Annotated in this window: 18 protein-coding genes; 13 read left to right on the forward strand and 5 right to left on the reverse strand. The window is 70.8% G+C overall.

What is annotated here, in order from left to right; translation table 11 throughout:
• Positions 1–197 precede the first annotated feature (197 nt).
• The 5 genes from ABZ484_RS07200 (at position 198) to ABZ484_RS07220 (ending at position 5,009) form a co-directional block, all read left to right on the forward strand.
• Positions 198–692 carry a transcriptional regulator gene (locus ABZ484_RS07200; RefSeq protein WP_358864882.1) on the forward strand — a complete coding sequence of 165 codons (495 nt, stop codon included), beginning with the start codon at positions 198–200 and terminating at the stop codon, positions 690–692.
• Positions 693–1,136: 444 nt separating this feature from the next.
• Positions 1,137–1,376 carry a hypothetical protein gene (locus tag ABZ484_RS07205; protein WP_358864883.1) on the forward strand — a complete coding sequence of 80 codons (240 nt, stop codon included), beginning with the start codon at positions 1,137–1,139 and terminating at the stop codon, positions 1,374–1,376.
• A 560-nt stretch (positions 1,377–1,936) separates the two neighbouring features.
• The gene (locus ABZ484_RS07210; protein ID WP_358864884.1) at positions 1,937–2,149 is read left to right on the forward strand and encodes a hypothetical protein; all 213 of its coding nucleotides are present in this window, start codon (positions 1,937–1,939) and stop codon (positions 2,147–2,149) included.
• Positions 2,150–2,309: 160 nt separating this feature from the next.
• Positions 2,310–4,277 (forward strand): hypothetical protein, encoded by a 1,968-nt coding sequence (locus ABZ484_RS07215; protein ID WP_358864885.1) that lies wholly within the window; start codon positions 2,310–2,312, stop codon positions 4,275–4,277.
• A 36-nt stretch (positions 4,278–4,313) separates the two neighbouring features.
• The gene (locus tag ABZ484_RS07220; protein WP_358864886.1) at positions 4,314–5,009 is read left to right on the forward strand and encodes a hypothetical protein; all 696 of its coding nucleotides are present in this window, start codon (positions 4,314–4,316) and stop codon (positions 5,007–5,009) included.
• A 141-nt stretch (positions 5,010–5,150) separates the two neighbouring features.
• Here the strand turns inward: ABZ484_RS07220 and ABZ484_RS07225 are convergent, their stop codons facing one another.
• Together ABZ484_RS07225 and ABZ484_RS07230 are read right to left on the reverse strand one after the other, a co-directional pair.
• A complete protein-coding gene (locus ABZ484_RS07225; protein WP_358864887.1) occupies positions 5,151–6,071 on the reverse strand; it encodes an aminoglycoside phosphotransferase family protein in 921 nt (306 codons plus the stop codon).
• Between the two features lie 214 nt (positions 6,072–6,285).
• A complete protein-coding gene (locus tag ABZ484_RS07230) occupies positions 6,286–6,978 on the reverse strand; it encodes a DUF899 family protein (RefSeq protein ID WP_358864888.1) in 693 nt (230 codons plus the stop codon).
• Between the two features lie 186 nt (positions 6,979–7,164).
• Here ABZ484_RS07230 and ABZ484_RS07235 point away from each other — a divergent pair, with 186 nt between their 5' ends.
• From ABZ484_RS07235 to ABZ484_RS07245, 3 genes are all read left to right on the forward strand, one after another.
• The gene (locus ABZ484_RS07235; RefSeq protein ID WP_358864889.1) at positions 7,165–7,752 is read left to right on the forward strand and encodes a TetR/AcrR family transcriptional regulator; all 588 of its coding nucleotides are present in this window, start codon (positions 7,165–7,167) and stop codon (positions 7,750–7,752) included.
• Between the two features lie 14 nt (positions 7,753–7,766).
• Positions 7,767–8,132: a DoxX family protein gene (locus ABZ484_RS07240; protein WP_358864890.1), complete on the forward strand. Its 366-nt coding sequence runs from the start codon at positions 7,767–7,769 to the stop codon at positions 8,130–8,132.
• Between the two features lie 263 nt (positions 8,133–8,395).
• Positions 8,396–8,989: a VOC family protein gene (locus ABZ484_RS07245; protein WP_358864891.1), complete on the forward strand. Its 594-nt coding sequence runs from the start codon at positions 8,396–8,398 to the stop codon at positions 8,987–8,989.
• Positions 8,990–9,114: 125 nt separating this feature from the next.
• Here ABZ484_RS07245 and ABZ484_RS07250 read toward each other — a convergent pair whose 3' ends face one another.
• Complete coding sequence (locus tag ABZ484_RS07250) at positions 9,115–9,537, reverse strand: VOC family protein (protein ID WP_358864892.1); 423 nt, start codon at positions 9,535–9,537, stop codon at positions 9,115–9,117.
• A gap of 167 nt (positions 9,538–9,704) precedes the next feature.
• Here ABZ484_RS07250 and ABZ484_RS07255 point away from each other — a divergent pair, with 167 nt between their 5' ends.
• Both ABZ484_RS07255 and ABZ484_RS07260 read left to right on the forward strand, forming a co-directional pair.
• Positions 9,705–10,385, forward strand: coding sequence for a helix-turn-helix domain-containing protein (locus ABZ484_RS07255; protein ID WP_358864893.1), 681 nt, complete (start codon positions 9,705–9,707; stop codon positions 10,383–10,385).
• 31 nt (positions 10,386–10,416) lie between these two features.
• Positions 10,417–10,917, forward strand: a complete 501-nt coding sequence (locus ABZ484_RS07260) for a DUF3291 domain-containing protein (RefSeq protein ID WP_358864894.1) — start codon at positions 10,417–10,419, stop codon at positions 10,915–10,917.
• A 75-nt stretch (positions 10,918–10,992) separates the two neighbouring features.
• Here the strand turns inward: ABZ484_RS07260 and ABZ484_RS07265 are convergent, their stop codons facing one another.
• Entirely contained in the window at positions 10,993–11,358 is a 366-nt protein-coding gene (locus ABZ484_RS07265) for a DUF4440 domain-containing protein (RefSeq protein ID WP_358864895.1), read from the reverse strand.
• Between the two features lie 180 nt (positions 11,359–11,538).
• On the opposite strand from ABZ484_RS07265, the gene ABZ484_RS07270 reads away from it, so the two are divergent.
• From ABZ484_RS07270 to ABZ484_RS07280, 3 genes are all read left to right on the forward strand, one after another.
• Positions 11,539–11,913 carry a VOC family protein gene (locus tag ABZ484_RS07270; RefSeq protein ID WP_358864896.1) on the forward strand — a complete coding sequence of 125 codons (375 nt, stop codon included), beginning with the start codon at positions 11,539–11,541 and terminating at the stop codon, positions 11,911–11,913.
• A gap of 197 nt (positions 11,914–12,110) precedes the next feature.
• Positions 12,111–12,692, forward strand: coding sequence for a hypothetical protein (locus ABZ484_RS07275; protein ID WP_358864897.1), 582 nt, complete (start codon positions 12,111–12,113; stop codon positions 12,690–12,692).
• 97 nt (positions 12,693–12,789) lie between these two features.
• Entirely contained in the window at positions 12,790–13,335 is a 546-nt protein-coding gene (locus tag ABZ484_RS07280; protein ID WP_358864898.1) for an SRPBCC family protein, read from the forward strand.
• Positions 13,336–13,448: 113 nt separating this feature from the next.
• On the opposite strand, the gene ABZ484_RS07285 is transcribed toward ABZ484_RS07280, so the two are convergent.
• On the reverse strand, positions 13,449–14,039 hold the full coding sequence (locus tag ABZ484_RS07285; protein ID WP_358864899.1) for a TetR/AcrR family transcriptional regulator: 591 nt from the start codon (positions 14,037–14,039) through the stop codon (positions 13,449–13,451).
• Positions 14,040–14,143 lie beyond the last annotated feature (104 nt).

The raw sequence follows: 14,143 nt of genomic DNA on the forward strand, positions 1-14,143 counted from the left end.
GTGCAGCCGTGTGGCTAACCCACACGCGTGCAACATATGCAAGTTGCCGGGCATAAGTGACGCAAGGGTATTTTGATTCGCACACAGATACGAGATTCGCAATGTGGCCTGCACAAATGCCGATCTAGGTTGTGACCTGCAAAGGTGCACGCGTGCAACTGGCGTGTGCCATCATGCCTTCGCGCTACTCTCCGGGCATGCGGAGTGTGGAAGATTCCCCCCACGAAAGCCGGAGCGACCGGCAGGCCCAGGCGCGGCGGGTCGGCGCGTATCTCACCGGCGCGGCGACAGCGGCCGGATATGACGTTCGCCGACGGCAGGGCGGACGCGCGCAACTGGCGGCCGCCACCGGTCTGAGCCTGACCACCATCAGCCGGACACTGGACGGCAAAACCCTGCCGTTGTCCTCGCAATTGACGACCTGGGCAACGGTCCTCAACCTCGATCACCGGAGGATTCTGGTGGAGAGCGGCCTCATTCCGGAACAGCGAGGGCCTCAACAGCCACGACGTGAGACCAAGGAGGCCGGCTCACGGGCGCTGTCTCCGGAGGAGGCCATGACCGCATGGGGTATCACCGACCCCATCATCCGCAGGACATTGAACGGGAGCATCGTTCACGCGATCGAACTCCAGGAGGAAATCGACGCGGCCGAGGGCCCAGGGCCTCGGCCGGCGAGCAAGCACACCTGACGCGCGGACTCGGCTGACCCCGTCTTTCGCTCAGGTCCTCTTTTCGCGGATCTCCGGATTCCGGCCGGTCGTTCCCGGCACGAAGTCACCGTCCCGGCAAGGGGCGTCCTCGCCCGGCTGACCTGGCAGGGCGAGCTGTCCGGCCCGTGCGGACCGTGCCGTACGGGCCGTAACGGGCCGGCGGCCGTCAGGCATCCGTGACCTCACCGGCCCGTGGATTCGAGCATATGCGCGCCCGCCAGGTGCACCCACTCGACTGTGCCTCTCCCGCTAAGCTCGGCGGAATCTTCTCGAAATCCGGTGGCCGCGGCGCGGTTCACGGTCGAGGGGAGAGCCGGAACAGCCGGAAGAGCCAGATAATCCTCCTGCCGTGCCAGATCCAGTGCCTTGGAAAGGCCGTGCTGGCGAGAGGGGTAGCAGGTGCTTGTCGTCCAAGGGGCCCCCGTGACCGCTGTCGTGCGCAGCAGCACCGGCGAGGCGGTGGTTCTGCTTTCCTCGGACGCGCTCCGGCGGGTGCCGGAGGCGACATTGGCCGATATGTTCAAGGCTGCCGCCGCCGTACTCAGTGCCGCGGAACTTCAGGCCGTCCACAAGGTCGTTCCCGAACTTGGGACAGGTCTGCCCGATTTCCGTGTCCGTGTCGAGGGACGCCTGCTGACGGCCTACAGGCTTGCAGTCGGCTGACGATCCGGCTTGAGCTGACGGAACGGGATCTCTCTCCCCTTTGCGCCGACTGACACTGCCGCCGTGCCGTCGGCCGGGGGAGAAAGCCGAGAAAGCCGTAGGAGAACCGGCGCGGGCGGCCTGAGAACTCGGCCTCCGTGGGGCCCCGCCGGGACGGTCGGTGCTGGTGGGAGCGGGGGACTGAACAGCAGTACGACTCTGAACGAATGTCGGAATTGCATTGTTTGCGTTTTTCCTTCCCTTTCGGCTACTGTCCGGGGCCTCCGGACAAACTGTCCGGAGACTTTGGACGGCGGACGGTTCTCCCCCCATACCGCCGTTCCCGACTCCGCGGCCGGGTTTCCGCATGACCCGGCCGCGGAGGAAGGGGATTTCGGTTGCCGTCCGCTTCCTGACGGCGTGCCGGTGGCAGACGGATCGCTGCTCACTCACTGTCAGCCGGGTTCGCCGGCAGCCGCGAAACGAGGCCCTGAGAGCGGCTCGGCGGACGCGTTCGGACCGTAACTCACCGGTTCTCGTTTTGCTCACCCACCCAATGAATGGAATGGAAGGAGATTTTCATGAACATGGATCAGCTCGAGGCCGAGACCGCGGAACTGCTGCCGGGCCGTGAGGCGCTGGGCAAGTTCTCGTTCAACTTCGCCAAGTGGTCCACCGTCACGAGGAAGGTCGCGCACGTGGACGCGCACAACGAATCGGCCGCGCTGAACCAGTGCTCGCCGTACGCGGTCGCGCAGTCCGAGGCCTCGCAGACCATCAGCGTGCAGCAGTAACGGCCCGGCCGGGCAGGGCCGGGTCCGTACAGAGGACCCCGGCCCCGCCCGGCCCACCGGTCACAGACCCACTGATCCACGCCTGCTTCTCGCCGGCGGCCCGTCCCGCAGGGCATCCGCACATGTGCCGGAACGTCAGATGCGCCCAGAAGGAAAACCGATGACGGCGTTGGAAGACAACAGCAGCCTCACTTCGCTGCCTGCCCGCGTCCCACCCCCGGGGTCGTGCCCGGAGCCGGCTGCCGCCACCAAGGCGCCGGACCCGCCCGCCGACGCCGGGCGCACCGCCGCCCCGGCAGCACCCGCCACGACCGCCGCCTGTGCCTCCCCGAGCGCCACGCCCTTGCCCCGGCCGAGCCAGGGACTGCGGTTGCTCGGCGAATACCAGGGATCGGGATTCACCGAGCGCCGATACATCGTCCGCCGCGGTGACGGGCAGGTGATCCAGCTCTCCCGGCTGCTGTACCTGGTCGTCGCCGCGGTCGACGGGGTACGCGACGCCGAGGCGATCTCCCACCGCGTCAGCGGCCGCTACGGCGCCGAGGTCAGCACCGAGAACATCGTCCACCTGGTGGAGCACAAACTCACCCCGCTCGGGATCACCCTCCCCTTCGACGGTGACCCCCAGGAGGTCTCCGCGCCCCGCTCGGACCTGCTGCTGGCGCTGCGCGGCCACAAAGTGATCTTCCACGAGACGCAGGTGGCCCGGATCGCCGCCGCGCTGGCCTGGGTGCACCATCCCCTGGTGGTGGCACTGGTGCTGGCCGGTGCCGTCGCCATGGACGTATGGCTCTTCGCCGTCCACGGCGCCATCACCCCGGTGCTCCAGGTGCTCGAACAGCCGCTGTGGATGCTCATCCTCTTCGCCCTCACCGTGGCGAGCCTGCTCTTCCACGAGTTCGGGCACGCCTCGGCCTGCCGGTACAGCGGGGCGGTGCCCGGGAAGATCGGCTGCGGCATCTTCCTGATCTGGCCGTCCATGTACACCGACGTCACCGACGTGTACCGGATCGGGAGGACCGGCCGGCTGCGCACCGGGCTGGGCGGCGTCTACTTCAACGTCGTCTTCATGCTGGCCCTCACCGCCGGCTACCTCCTCACCGGCCAGCCGTTCTTCCTGGCCGCGATCTACCTCGCGCACTTCGAGGTCCTCGAGCAGCTCTTCCCGGTGGTGCGGCTGGACGGCTACTACATCCTGGGTGACATGGCCGGCGTGCCCGACCTGTACGGCAAGGTCAAGCCGATCCTGCTGAGCATGCTGCCCGGCCGCCCGGCCGCCGCGGAGGTGGCCTGCCTCAAACGCTCGGCCAGGACCGTCGTGACGCTGTGGGTCCTGACCATGGTCCCGCTGCTGCTCGCCGAGGCGGCCTACGTCCTGTGGAACCTTCCGCGCCTGCTGACCACCGCCGTTCGCGGCCTGTACGGCCAGTGCCTGGGAACGTACACGGCCTTCACCGACGGGCACATCGCGGCCGGACTGGTCGCGGTCATCGGCACGCTGATGCTGCTGTGCCCACTGGCGGGGGGCGCCTACCTGGCGGGAAGACTGACCGCCCGCCTGTGGCGCGCTGCCGCGAGGGCGAGCCGGGGACGTCCCGTGGTGCGCCTGTCCCTGGCCGGCGCGGTCGCCGCGGCCTGCGCCGTACTGGTCACCGCCTGGGTGCAGGGCCTGACCCCCCGACCCCTGCCCGAAGCGGCGCCCGTCACCCCCGCCCTGCAACCCGGCAGGCCCACCCCGCCGGCCCCGCACCCCTCCCCGGCAGACCCCGCCCCCGGCACCGTGCCCGGGCAGGGCCGGCTCGCGGAAGGCCATCACCCCGTCGCGACCGGCCGGCCCACGCCGACAACCCCACCGCCGACCGCCTCCCGGCCGGCCCAGGTGCCCGGCACCGGCACACCGTCTCCCGCAGCGGAACCGACCGGGCCGCCCCTAACGACCGAGGCGGGCCCCACGCCCACCAGCCCCCCATCCGACCCGTCCCCGAGTCAGAGCCGGAGCGCGTCCGCATCCCCCTCCACCAGTCCCTCCTCGACCCCCACCGACTCCTCCCCGCCCTCGCAGCCTCCCCCCACCTCGCCACCACCTCCGCCCTCCGCGACCGGGCCCTCGTTCCCCATCCAGTCCTGAGCCGCGTACCACCCCACCTCTTCGCAGGAGCAGACCATGCACCACCGCAAGCCCCGTACCCCCGGCGCCGCGAAGTCGGCCGTCCGTGTCGCCGTCACCGTCACCGCCGGTCTGGTCATGACGGCCGTCACCACCTCGGCACGCGCCGGCACACCCGGCCGTATCGGCACCTCCCATGGCGTCGCCATCGCTGTCGATGCCGCGCGCAGCCACGCGGACCGGGCTCATGTGAACCAGTTCGACGAGTCCTTCACGCTCCACACCTACGGCCCTTCCGTCGCGGTGACGGCCAACAACCGGGCCACCGCCGTCTCAGCGGGATGCTCCCTCGCGCGGCCGTGTCGTTCCGTCGCGCTCTCCTACCAGATCGTCACCACGGCCGGCCGGAACGCCCGCCTGATCAACGCCACCAACCTCAGCAGGTCCGTCAACGAGCACTGCCCGGCCTGCCAGACCTTCTCCGCCGCCTATCAGTTCGTCGTGGCCACACCCCGCCGATTCAGCCTCAGCCGGCAGTCGCGCAGCGAACTCGCCGACATCGAGCGCAAGGTGGAGGCACTCAGGGCATCCCGCCTGCCGGTCGTCGAGATCGCACGGCAGGCCGAAGAACTCGCGGCCCGCATCAAAGCCGTCCTCGACCGCGAGGCGGCCCGCGCCCCACGCACCAGCGGCACCGACGACCCGCTGGCCGACTTCGCCCCGAAGGTCACGATGCACCGCTACGTCCGCTGAGCGCCCCGGCATACGGCAGGTCTCACGCCGACCGGAACCCGAGCGGACCGGGGGCGTGGCCTGCCGGACCGCGGGTCGTGGACAAACCCGATCGTGCAGAAAGCCATCGGCCCCTGCCGGAGCCTGCCGTAGGGGATCGGGTCAGCGGTGGGTCGTCGTGGTCAGGCGTCGCAGGGCGGCGCGGGCAGGTGGGCCCCAGGTGGGCTTGCCGCCGGGCCGGCCATGAAGGCCGGCATGTCCGATGAGGAGGCCGCCGAGGGCCCGCAGCACCGCCCAGCCACGGGCGCGGCGCAGGGTCGCGGTGTCCGGGGTCGGCCGGTAGACGTCGTGGAAGCGGTCGGCGGCGCCGTCCGGCAACAGTATCCAAGGGGCAGCGAGATCACAGGCCGGATCGCCCGCGCAGAGGTCGCCGAAGTCGATCACACCGCAGAAAGTGCCGTCGCCGGTCAGGACGTTGGCCGGGTGCAGGTCGCCGTGGAGCCACAGCGCCGGGCCCGCCCACTCGGGGGCGGCAACGGCGTCGTCCCACACCGCGCGGACGGCGTCCGGGTCGGGGATCAGCCCCAGTTCGGTGGCCGAGGCGAGCTGCTCGGCGAACTGCCCGGCGAGGCCGGTCAGTGGCCCTCCCCGGCCGTAGCCGCCCGCGGGCGCCGAAGCGGGGGCGGGCCGGTGAAGGGCCGTCAGAAACGCGGCCAAGGCGTCGGCCGCCTGTGCGCCGCGCGTGACGGGGACGCGGTCGGCGGGCGCTCCCGGCACCCAGGTGGTGACCGTCCAGGGCCGCGGAAACCGCTCGGAGGGCTCGCCGAGGCGCTGCGGTACGGGGACCGGCAAGGGAAGGTGCGCGGCCAGCGACGGCACCCAGGCGTGCTCTTTGCGCAGCAGTTGGTCCGCGGACCGTGTCGCCCAGGGCAGTCGGACGGCGAGGTCGTCGCCGAGCCGCCACAGCTGGTTGTCCCAGCCCCGCGCGCCGAGCCGGATGGGGCGGTCGGCCAGGTCGGGGTGCTGGTCGTGCAGCAGATCCCGGATCAGCTCCGCCGTGATCTCGGTCCCGGTGTGCATCATGCCGCCACGGTAGCCGGACGGCCGCACCCTGGTCCGGGGATCCCGACGCCCGGGTACGGCATGGGCCGGTGACCTGCTCGTCCTGCCCGAGCGGACTTGACCCGGACCGGACCGACCCGCGCCGCCCGGCCCGGGACGCAGGCGCGATGCTCGCGGCGCCGCGCACCGGCGACGGCACCGAGTGCGCGGCCGACCCGTCGTGGTGCGGGGTCCCTCAGTCGCCGGAGCCCGGGCCGTACAGCGCGGCGATGTCCTTGGACGTGGCCCACCGGCTGTAGGTGGGCGACTGGGGCCAGCCCTCGGGCACGTCCTGCCATTCCTCCTGCCGCCCGTAGGGCAGGAGGTCGATCAGCGCGAAGCTGTGACTGAGCTGCTCGGTGCCCCGGCCGTTGGTGTGCCAGGTGCGATAGACGGTGTCGCCGTCGCGCAGGAACACGTTGACCGCGAATCCTCCGTCCGGCGGTGCGCCGACGTCGGCGCCGAAGGAGCTGTGGGCGGTCGAGTACCACGTCATCCGGTTGCCGACCCGGTGCTTGTAGGCGAGCGCCTCCTCGATCGGGCCCTGGGTGACGACGACGAAGCGCGCATCGTAGTTGTCCAGGAACTCCAGGCGCGTGTACTGCGAGGTGAACCCCGTGCAGCCCGGGCACTGCCATTCCTGGCCGGCGAACCACATGTGGTTGTAGACGATCAGTTGCCTCTTGCCTTCGAAGATGTCCACCAGCCGGACGGGGCCGTCCTCGCCCTCGAGGGTGTAGTCGGGCATCTCGACCATCGGCAGGCGACGGCGCTCGGCGGCGATGGCGTCGAGTTCCCGTGTCGCCGCCTTCTCCCGGGCGCGCAGCGCCTGAAGCCGGCTTTCCCACGTCGCGGCGTCGACGACGGGGGGCAGGGCGTGGCTGGTCATGGTTTCCCTCACAGAGCTCGTGCGCGGCTTGTGCTTGCACAGAGACAGACCCCGCCGGGCCCCGAAACTCATCGGCGCCGGCCGCTGACGCGCCTGGAGCTCGGCTGCGGCCCCGATTGACGCGGATCAGCCCGGCCCACTATGTTCTCTGAACATGTTCAGTGAACGCGTTCAGCAAGGGTCTGCATGACTTCGCGCAGAGAGCAGCGGGAAGCGACTCGCGAGCGGGTCCTCGGCGTGGCGGAACGCCTGTTCGCCACCCGGGGGTTCGAGTCCACCACCGTCCGGGAGATCGCCGCGGCCGCCGGCGTGAGCGTGGGCACCGTGATGGCGGTCGGCGACAAGGCGGCAATCCTGGTCGAACTGTTCGATCGACGTATCTCCGCCCTGCACCGGGCTCGAGAGGAATCGGGCGAACCGCGCCCGACGCCTCCTTCCCCCGGCCGTCTCGTCGAGGAGATCCTCGCCCTGTTCGGGCCGTTCGTCGATCTCTTCACCAGCGACCTCGAACTCGCCCGCCACTACGCGGCGACCCTCGTCACCGGCAGACACCGGGCGGGCGTCTTCGACGAGCTTGCCGCGGTGCTGCGGCAAGAGATCGGCGACGTTCTCGTCCGTGCCGGATTCGCACCCGAGGCCGCCGCGCGGGGCGCGAGCGCGATCCATCTCGCCTACCTCGGCACCCTCTTCGTCGGTGCCGGCACCGGCGGGGCCGATGTGAGCGGGCCCATGGAGGACTTCGTCCGCGTCGTGGAGTTCATCACCGAGAGGTAAGGAAGTGAGCAGCGATGACTGTGAACCCGGGCCCGTGGTGGCCGCAGGCCGTCCTCGCCGGCGTCCTCGCCGTGGACGCCGTGATGTCCATCCGCCCGCCGGCCTTCATCCGTGCCTGTCTGAACGGGGTCGAGTTCCCCGAGGACTGGTGGTGGACGCTCGTCGTGATCAAGTTCCTCGCCGCCGCGGGCCTGATCACCGGTATCTACGTGGCCGGCATCGGCGTGGCCGCCAACGCGGGCGTCGTCTGCTACTTCCTCGCGGCGGCCTTCGCGCACATCCGGGCACGCTTCCTCAAGTCCGAGTTCTGGCTCAACTGCCTCGGCTTCCTCGCACTCTCGGCGTTCGCCCTCACGGTGTCCTACGCCCCCGGACTGTGAGCGCCGGCATGGTGCCGCCCGGTGCGGGCGGTCGTCCACTCGTGTCCCGGCGATGAGCGGAGCATGCTTCTCCTCCACGGAGGTCCCCGAGGGCGACTTCCACGGCGCTGCCCCCCGCACCCGAGGTCGTCGCGTCCCGGACTCGGTGGTCTTGGTCGGCAAGGTGTCCGGGATGCGTGCTGCCGGCCTGGGCCCTCAGCGCCGACACCGAGGGCGGCGGCCACAATGAGCGGGCGACGGGTTCGACGGCTTGGGGGAACGGAATGCTGACTGGGGTCGTGATCGACGCGCTGGATGTCGCGCGCATGGACCGCTTCTGGTCGGACGCGACGCGGGGCCGGACGGGCGGCCTGCGCCTGCGGTTCGTGCCGACCACGCAGCCGAAGACGGCGCACAAGAACCGAGTCCACCTCGACCTGGCCGGAGGGCCGGACTGGGAGGCCGAGGTCGCGCGCCTGCTCACACTCGGTGCGACGCGGATCGACATCGGCCAGGGGGATGTCCCGTGGGACGTGCTGGCCGACCCGGAAGGCAACGAGTTCTGCGTACTGCGTCCCGGTCACCCCGGCGTGCTCGCCGACTCCGGCCTCGTCGCCGTCTGCCTCGACGTCTCCAACGAGGATCGCTACGCACAGTGGGCCTTCTGGCAGTCCGAGGCCGACTGGCACGAGGTCGAGTCCCACGACTGGGGTGTCCGGCTGCGCCGGAGGCCCTCCAGTACGGTCTCGCTGGTGATGGGGCCGCCCGCGGCGCCGAAGGAGGCGAGGAACAGGCTGCGGCTGGAGGTCACCCAACGCGACTGGGAACCCGGCGAGTTCCTCGACGCCGCCGGGAACGAGTTCCACGTGACAGGGTGATCCTGGTGAGGGCCGTGAGCGGGCCGGCGTGCGGGGGCGTGAGGCCGTGCCGCTCGATCGGCTCGGCGAACCGGTCGCATCTGGTGTCGGCCCAGTGGCTGCCGACCCGCTGACCGACCCCCTCCCTACTCGGTGCCGGGCCGCGACTCCCGGATGCGGACGAGGTTGCCCGCCGGATCGCGGAACGCGCAGTCGCGCACGCCGTACGGCTGGAGCGTCGGCTCCTGGACCACCTCGGCGTCGGAGGCCTGCACCTTGTCGAAGGTGGCGTCGAGGTCCTGGGTGGCGAGCAGGATCCACCCGTAGGTCCCCTTGGCCATCATCTCCAGGATGGTGGTGCGCTCCGCCTCGGTGATCCCCGGGTCGGCGGCCGCGGGCGCCAGGAGGATGGAGGTCTCCGGCTGAGAGGCGGGGCCGACCGTGATCCAGCGCGTCTTGCCGTGCCCGACGTCGCTGCGGACCTCGAAGCCGAGGATGTCGCGGTAGAAGGCCAGGGCGGCGTCCGGGTCGTCGTGCGGCAGGGCACTCGTATGAATCGTCAGGTCCATGGGCGCCACGGTAGCCGCAAACCCCTGGCGGGACGTCTCGATTCCAGACCCCTTCGACCGGGAGACGGGACGGTGGCCTCACGCGAGTTCCGGGCGGCGCCCCGACAGCACGGCACAGGGGAACCCGCCCTTCTATCTCCAACCTGTGTTGTTCCTAGAATGGCCGGGTGGAAGACATCGACGCGATCGCGGCGTTGCAGGATCCGGTGCGGCGCCGCCTGTACGAGTACGTGGCGGCACAGGGCCGCGAGGTCGGCCGCAACGAGGCCGCCGAGGCGGCCGGGGTGACACGCACGCTCGCCGCGCACCATCTGGACAGGCTGACCGAGGCCGGGCTGCTGGAGAGCGGCAGCCGCCGCCTGACGGGGCGCTCCGGGCCGGGGGCGGGCCGCCCCGCCAAGGTGTACACGCGGGCGCGGGCCGAGCGGGCGGTCTCGCTGCCCGCCCGCGACTACCGCACCGCCGCCGAACTGCTCGCCGAGGCAGCCGAGGAGGCCGGGCTGGACGCCGGGCTCTGCACGGCCGCACGCCGGCGGGGCGAGGCCCTGCGTGGCTCGGCGGCGGCCTGCGGCAGCCTCGAAGAGGCCATGGAGTTGCTGGCCGCCCGCGGCTACGAACCGCACCTGGAAGGCGTCGAGGGGACGACCGGGGCGGCGGCGCGCGTCGTCCGCATGCGCAACTGCCCCTTCCACGCCGTCGCAGAGCGCTTCCCGCCGCTCGTCTGCGGCATGAACCTCGCGCTGCTGGAGGGGCTGTTCGGCACGGACGGTCCGCTCCACGCCCGTATGGACGCCCGACCGGGGGAGTGCTGCGTGGTGGTCGAGGACTCTAAAAACAATATTGATTGACATAGAAACTCCGGCCTGCTGGGATGACGCCATGACCGCATCCACGGCTGTCGCCCACCTCGCCGAGCTCAACATCGCCACGCTCCGCCACCCCCTCGACGACCCGCGTATGGCGCCGTTCGTCGAGATGCTCGATCCGGTCAACGCCGCCGCCGACGACGCGCCCGGCTTCGTGTGGCGCCTCGTGGAGGACGGGGCGGCCGACGCCACCGGCCTTCGCCCGGCCGGGCAGGACGTCATCGTCAACCTGTCGGTCTGGGAGACCCAGGAGGCCCTGTGGGACTTCACCTACCGCAGCGGGCACCTGGAGGTGATGCGCCGGCGCCGCGAATGGTTCGAGCGGCACGTCGAGTCCCACCTGGTGCTCTGGTGGGTCCCCGCCGGTCATCTCCCGACCGTCGGCGAGGCCCTGGAGCGGCTGGCGGACCTGCGGGCGCACGGGCCGTCCCCGCGCGCGTTCACCTTCGCCTCCTCCTACACGGCCGCCGAGGCCGCCGAGCACCTTCAGGCCGATGCCGCCGGCGCGGCCTGACCGGGCAGCCGCAGCGCCCGGCCGGAGCCGGCCCGATACGACCTCGACTGGGCTCAACTGCTCGACGTGCCCTGCTCAGCTGGTCAACGTGCCCTGGTGGAAGTACATCCGCCAGCCCGTCTCCGTCAGACGCCACACAGAGCTCCGCCAAGCCCGACGACCCTGGTTGTCGGCCAAGTAGGTCAGGTGGACGATGCCCGGAGCGAGGACGACCCCCGACATCTCGCTGACCTCGACCGGAGATTCGGGGGACACCGAGCCGCCGCTGGTCACCGTGAGGATGGACTCCGCGTCCCAACGGCGCCCGGAGGCGCCGATCTCGGTGAACTCCGGATCCAGGAGTTCCCGCACACGGCCGGGGGAAGCACGCACCTCGGGGTCGAGAAGCCGCATCTCCCCGTCGATGGCCGCCCGAACGGCTCGCTCGCTCTCATCCGTCATGCGGAAACTCTACGGGCCCCCCTTTACGGACCCGTCCTCTGAGCAGGGAGCTTCCCCGTCCCCGCTCACCAACACCTCGCGGTGGTGCGGTGTGCCGCCGTGCATGCCCGCCGCGCAGGCGGGTACGACCGTCCGTACGGGCGTGTCGCGGACGCGGCCGGAGAGCGAGGAGTGTCGGAAGTGATTCGAAAGCTGCAAGCGGTCGCGCTGGACTGTGCCGATCCGCTACTGCTGGCGCAGTTCTACGCGGATCTGCTCGGCGGCCGAGTGGTCCAGGACCCGGAGGATCCCGACTGGATCGAGGTGCACGGGTTCGAGGGGACGCCGCTGGCCTGCCAGCGGGTGGACGGCTACCAGCCGCCCGAATGGCCCGGTCAGCAGCGTCCGCAGCAGCTCCACCTGGACTTCGACGTGGACGACCTCGACGGGGAGGAGAAGCGGGCCCTCGCGCTCGGCGCGACGGTGCTGGAGCGGACGGACCAGCTCCGTCCGGAGGCCAACTGGCGGGTCTACGCGGACCCGGCCGGCCATCCGTTCTGCCTCTGCTTCCACTGATTCCACCGAGTTCACCGAGCCCGCCGGCGCTGAGGTGCGATTCGGCTGCTGGGGTGGTGGCCTCGTCCGTCAGGGGCGGGTCTCGTCGCGCGTCGACGACGGAGCGATGACGATGAGCTGAAGGATCCCTCGTCCAGGAGGAAGACCTGATGCTGTCCCTTCGTCGTGTACGCCCCCGGCGCCTGCGACCTCTCGCTGTGGCCTCGACCCTGCTGACCTGCTCTTTCGCGGCCGGCGCGCTGACCGGGTGCGGCGGCGGTGGTGGCAACGGCTCGACGGGCAACGGAACTCCGAGCACGCCGAACACGACGTCGTTCACCGGGGCGCCGCCGTCGGCGCTGGCCTCCTCCGCCTCCTCCGCCATCTCCTCCGCCCGTGCTTCGGCCTCGGCGGCCGCCTCCTCGGCCTCGGCGCGGGCTTCCGAGTTCGAGGCGTCGGTGTCGGCCGAGAGCGCCCGTAGGGAGGCGACGGCCGAGAAGAAGCTCAAGGGCGTCAAGGGGCGGGGAAACGCGCTCTCCGAGGTAGGCATGTCCGGAATGCCCAAGGCCCAGACGGGGGGAGTGCTCGCCGTCCTGGTCAACATCACGAACAAGACGGACCGCAAGGCGTCCTACGCCGTGCAGATCGACTTCGAGGACAGCAAGCACCACGTCGTCGAGACCAGGTACACCGGCGCCGAGAACCTAGAACCGGGTCAGAAGCAACAGCCCATCGTCTTCAGCCGCCGGCCGTCCGAGCCGAAACTGACACCTCGTCTGGCCAAGGCCCAGCGGTACTGAGTGATCCACGCCGCGCCGCCGCACGAGGACCCGAACGGTTGACCCCCGCGGTCACGGAATTCACGGAACTCACGGAACTCACGGAACGCGGCCACCAGTGCACCAAGCACCCCTGGGCGTCGCCGCGCCCGGGCCGGCGATGGGAGGATCGCTGCGCCACCGCGCCGTACCGAGGGGGTCCTGGGTGCCGTCCGTCGAGCTGAAGCACATGTTCCAGATCGCCGCGCCGCCGCAAGAGGTCTTCACGCACCTGGCCGAACCGACGCACTACATCGGCCTGTCGCCGCTCCTCGTCGACGTCCGCGACGTGCGCCGCGGCGGCGGGACCGTGCACTACACGGCCGTGGAGCGCTTCCGGCTTCTGGGCGTCCTGCGGCACGACAACATCATCGACGTGACGCTCGTCCCCGTCCCGGACGGCCTCCCGCGCTGCGCCGAGATCTTCGGCGAGGTCCGCAGCCCGGGACGGGTCCGCATGAGCTACCGCTTTGTCATCGACCGCCACGAGGCCGGCAGCGTCGTCACCGACACCTTGCACCTGCGCACGCCCCCGGGTCTGCTGCGCTTCGCCGCCTCGAAGGCGGGAGCGGTCCAGCAGGCCCGCGCCCGTGTACTGGCCGCCCGCCTGGGACGGTCGGCCTGACCGCTTCACGGGTGAACCGGACGCTTGGGGCCATCAGTTGACGGCAGTTGACGGCCTCTCAGGACCGGCCCGAGCGCCCGGTGCACGCGGGGTGGTCGGCACGCGTCGGGTGGTCAGCGTGGTCGGCGTAGCCCTGCGACGAGGAGTGCGACCACTCGGCGCGCGTCGTAGCGGGGGTCGCTGTCGGCGCCGACGCAGAGGTTTCCGATGCCGCGCATGAGGTGGTAGGCGTCGATTCCGGAACGGATCTCGCCGGAGGCGGCAGCGGCGTCGAGGAGCTGGGCGCACACCGGCAGGAGGCGGTCGAGGAAGTAGGCGTGCAGCGTCTCGAAGCCGGTGTTGTCGGTCTGGAGTGCGGCCGCGAGGCCGTGCTTGGTGGTGAGGAAGTCGATGAAGAGGCCGACCCATCGTTCGAGGGCGGCGTGCGGGGTGGGGCTGGTCGCCAGCAAGGTCGGCCCGGCCTCGGCGCAGGCGTCGACCTGGTGGCGGTAGACGGCGATGACGAGGTCGGCCCGGGTGGGGAAGTGGCGGTAGATCGTGCCCATGCCGACCCCGGCCTTGGCCGCGATGTCACGTACCGGCGCCTCCACTCCCGAGGTGGCGAAGACCGCGGCGGCCGCGTCCAGCAGGGTCTGCTGGTTGCGCCGGGCGTCCTTGCGCCTGGGTACGGACGCGCTCTTCGGGCTCTGGGCGCTGTCGTCCACGGCGACGTTCCTTCCGTGCGGCTTGCGAAGCGGAACAGCGTTCCGTATTGTTTGCGGAGCGAGGTTCCGTTTAGTTCATGATGGCAGACCGAAGAGCCGGCGAC

The organism is Streptomyces sp. NPDC006393, assembly GCF_040628575.1.
Lineage (GTDB): Bacteria > Actinomycetota > Actinomycetes > Streptomycetales > Streptomycetaceae > Streptomyces.

What these genes read in the sequence shown, in the direction of transcription:
- ABZ484_RS07230 (WP_358864888.1), bottom strand. Translation starts at nt 6,978, where the DNA reads ATGACCAGCCACGCCCTGCCCCCCGTCGTCGACGCCGCGACGTGGGAA.
- ABZ484_RS07265 (WP_358864895.1), bottom strand. Translation starts at nt 11,358, where the DNA reads ATGACGGATGAGAGCGAGCGAGCCGTTCGGGCGGCCATCGACGGGGAG.
- ABZ484_RS07245 (WP_358864891.1), top strand. Translation starts at nt 8,396, where the DNA reads ATGCTGACTGGGGTCGTGATCGACGCGCTGGATGTCGCGCGCATGGAC.
- ABZ484_RS07210 (WP_358864884.1), top strand. Translation starts at nt 1,937, where the DNA reads ATGAACATGGATCAGCTCGAGGCCGAGACCGCGGAACTGCTGCCGGGC.
- ABZ484_RS07235 (WP_358864889.1), top strand. Translation starts at nt 7,165, where the DNA reads ATGACTTCGCGCAGAGAGCAGCGGGAAGCGACTCGCGAGCGGGTCCTC.
- ABZ484_RS07215 (WP_358864885.1), top strand. Translation starts at nt 2,310, where the DNA reads ATGACGGCGTTGGAAGACAACAGCAGCCTCACTTCGCTGCCTGCCCGC.
- ABZ484_RS07200 (WP_358864882.1), top strand. Translation starts at nt 198, where the DNA reads ATGCGGAGTGTGGAAGATTCCCCCCACGAAAGCCGGAGCGACCGGCAG.
- ABZ484_RS07260 (WP_358864894.1), top strand. Translation starts at nt 10,417, where the DNA reads ATGACCGCATCCACGGCTGTCGCCCACCTCGCCGAGCTCAACATCGCC.
- ABZ484_RS07220 (WP_358864886.1), top strand. Translation starts at nt 4,314, where the DNA reads ATGCACCACCGCAAGCCCCGTACCCCCGGCGCCGCGAAGTCGGCCGTC.
- ABZ484_RS07225 (WP_358864887.1), bottom strand. Translation starts at nt 6,071, where the DNA reads ATGATGCACACCGGGACCGAGATCACGGCGGAGCTGATCCGGGATCTG.
- ABZ484_RS07250 (WP_358864892.1), bottom strand. Translation starts at nt 9,537, where the DNA reads ATGGACCTGACGATTCATACGAGTGCCCTGCCGCACGACGACCCGGAC.
- ABZ484_RS07240 (WP_358864890.1), top strand. Translation starts at nt 7,767, where the DNA reads ATGACTGTGAACCCGGGCCCGTGGTGGCCGCAGGCCGTCCTCGCCGGC.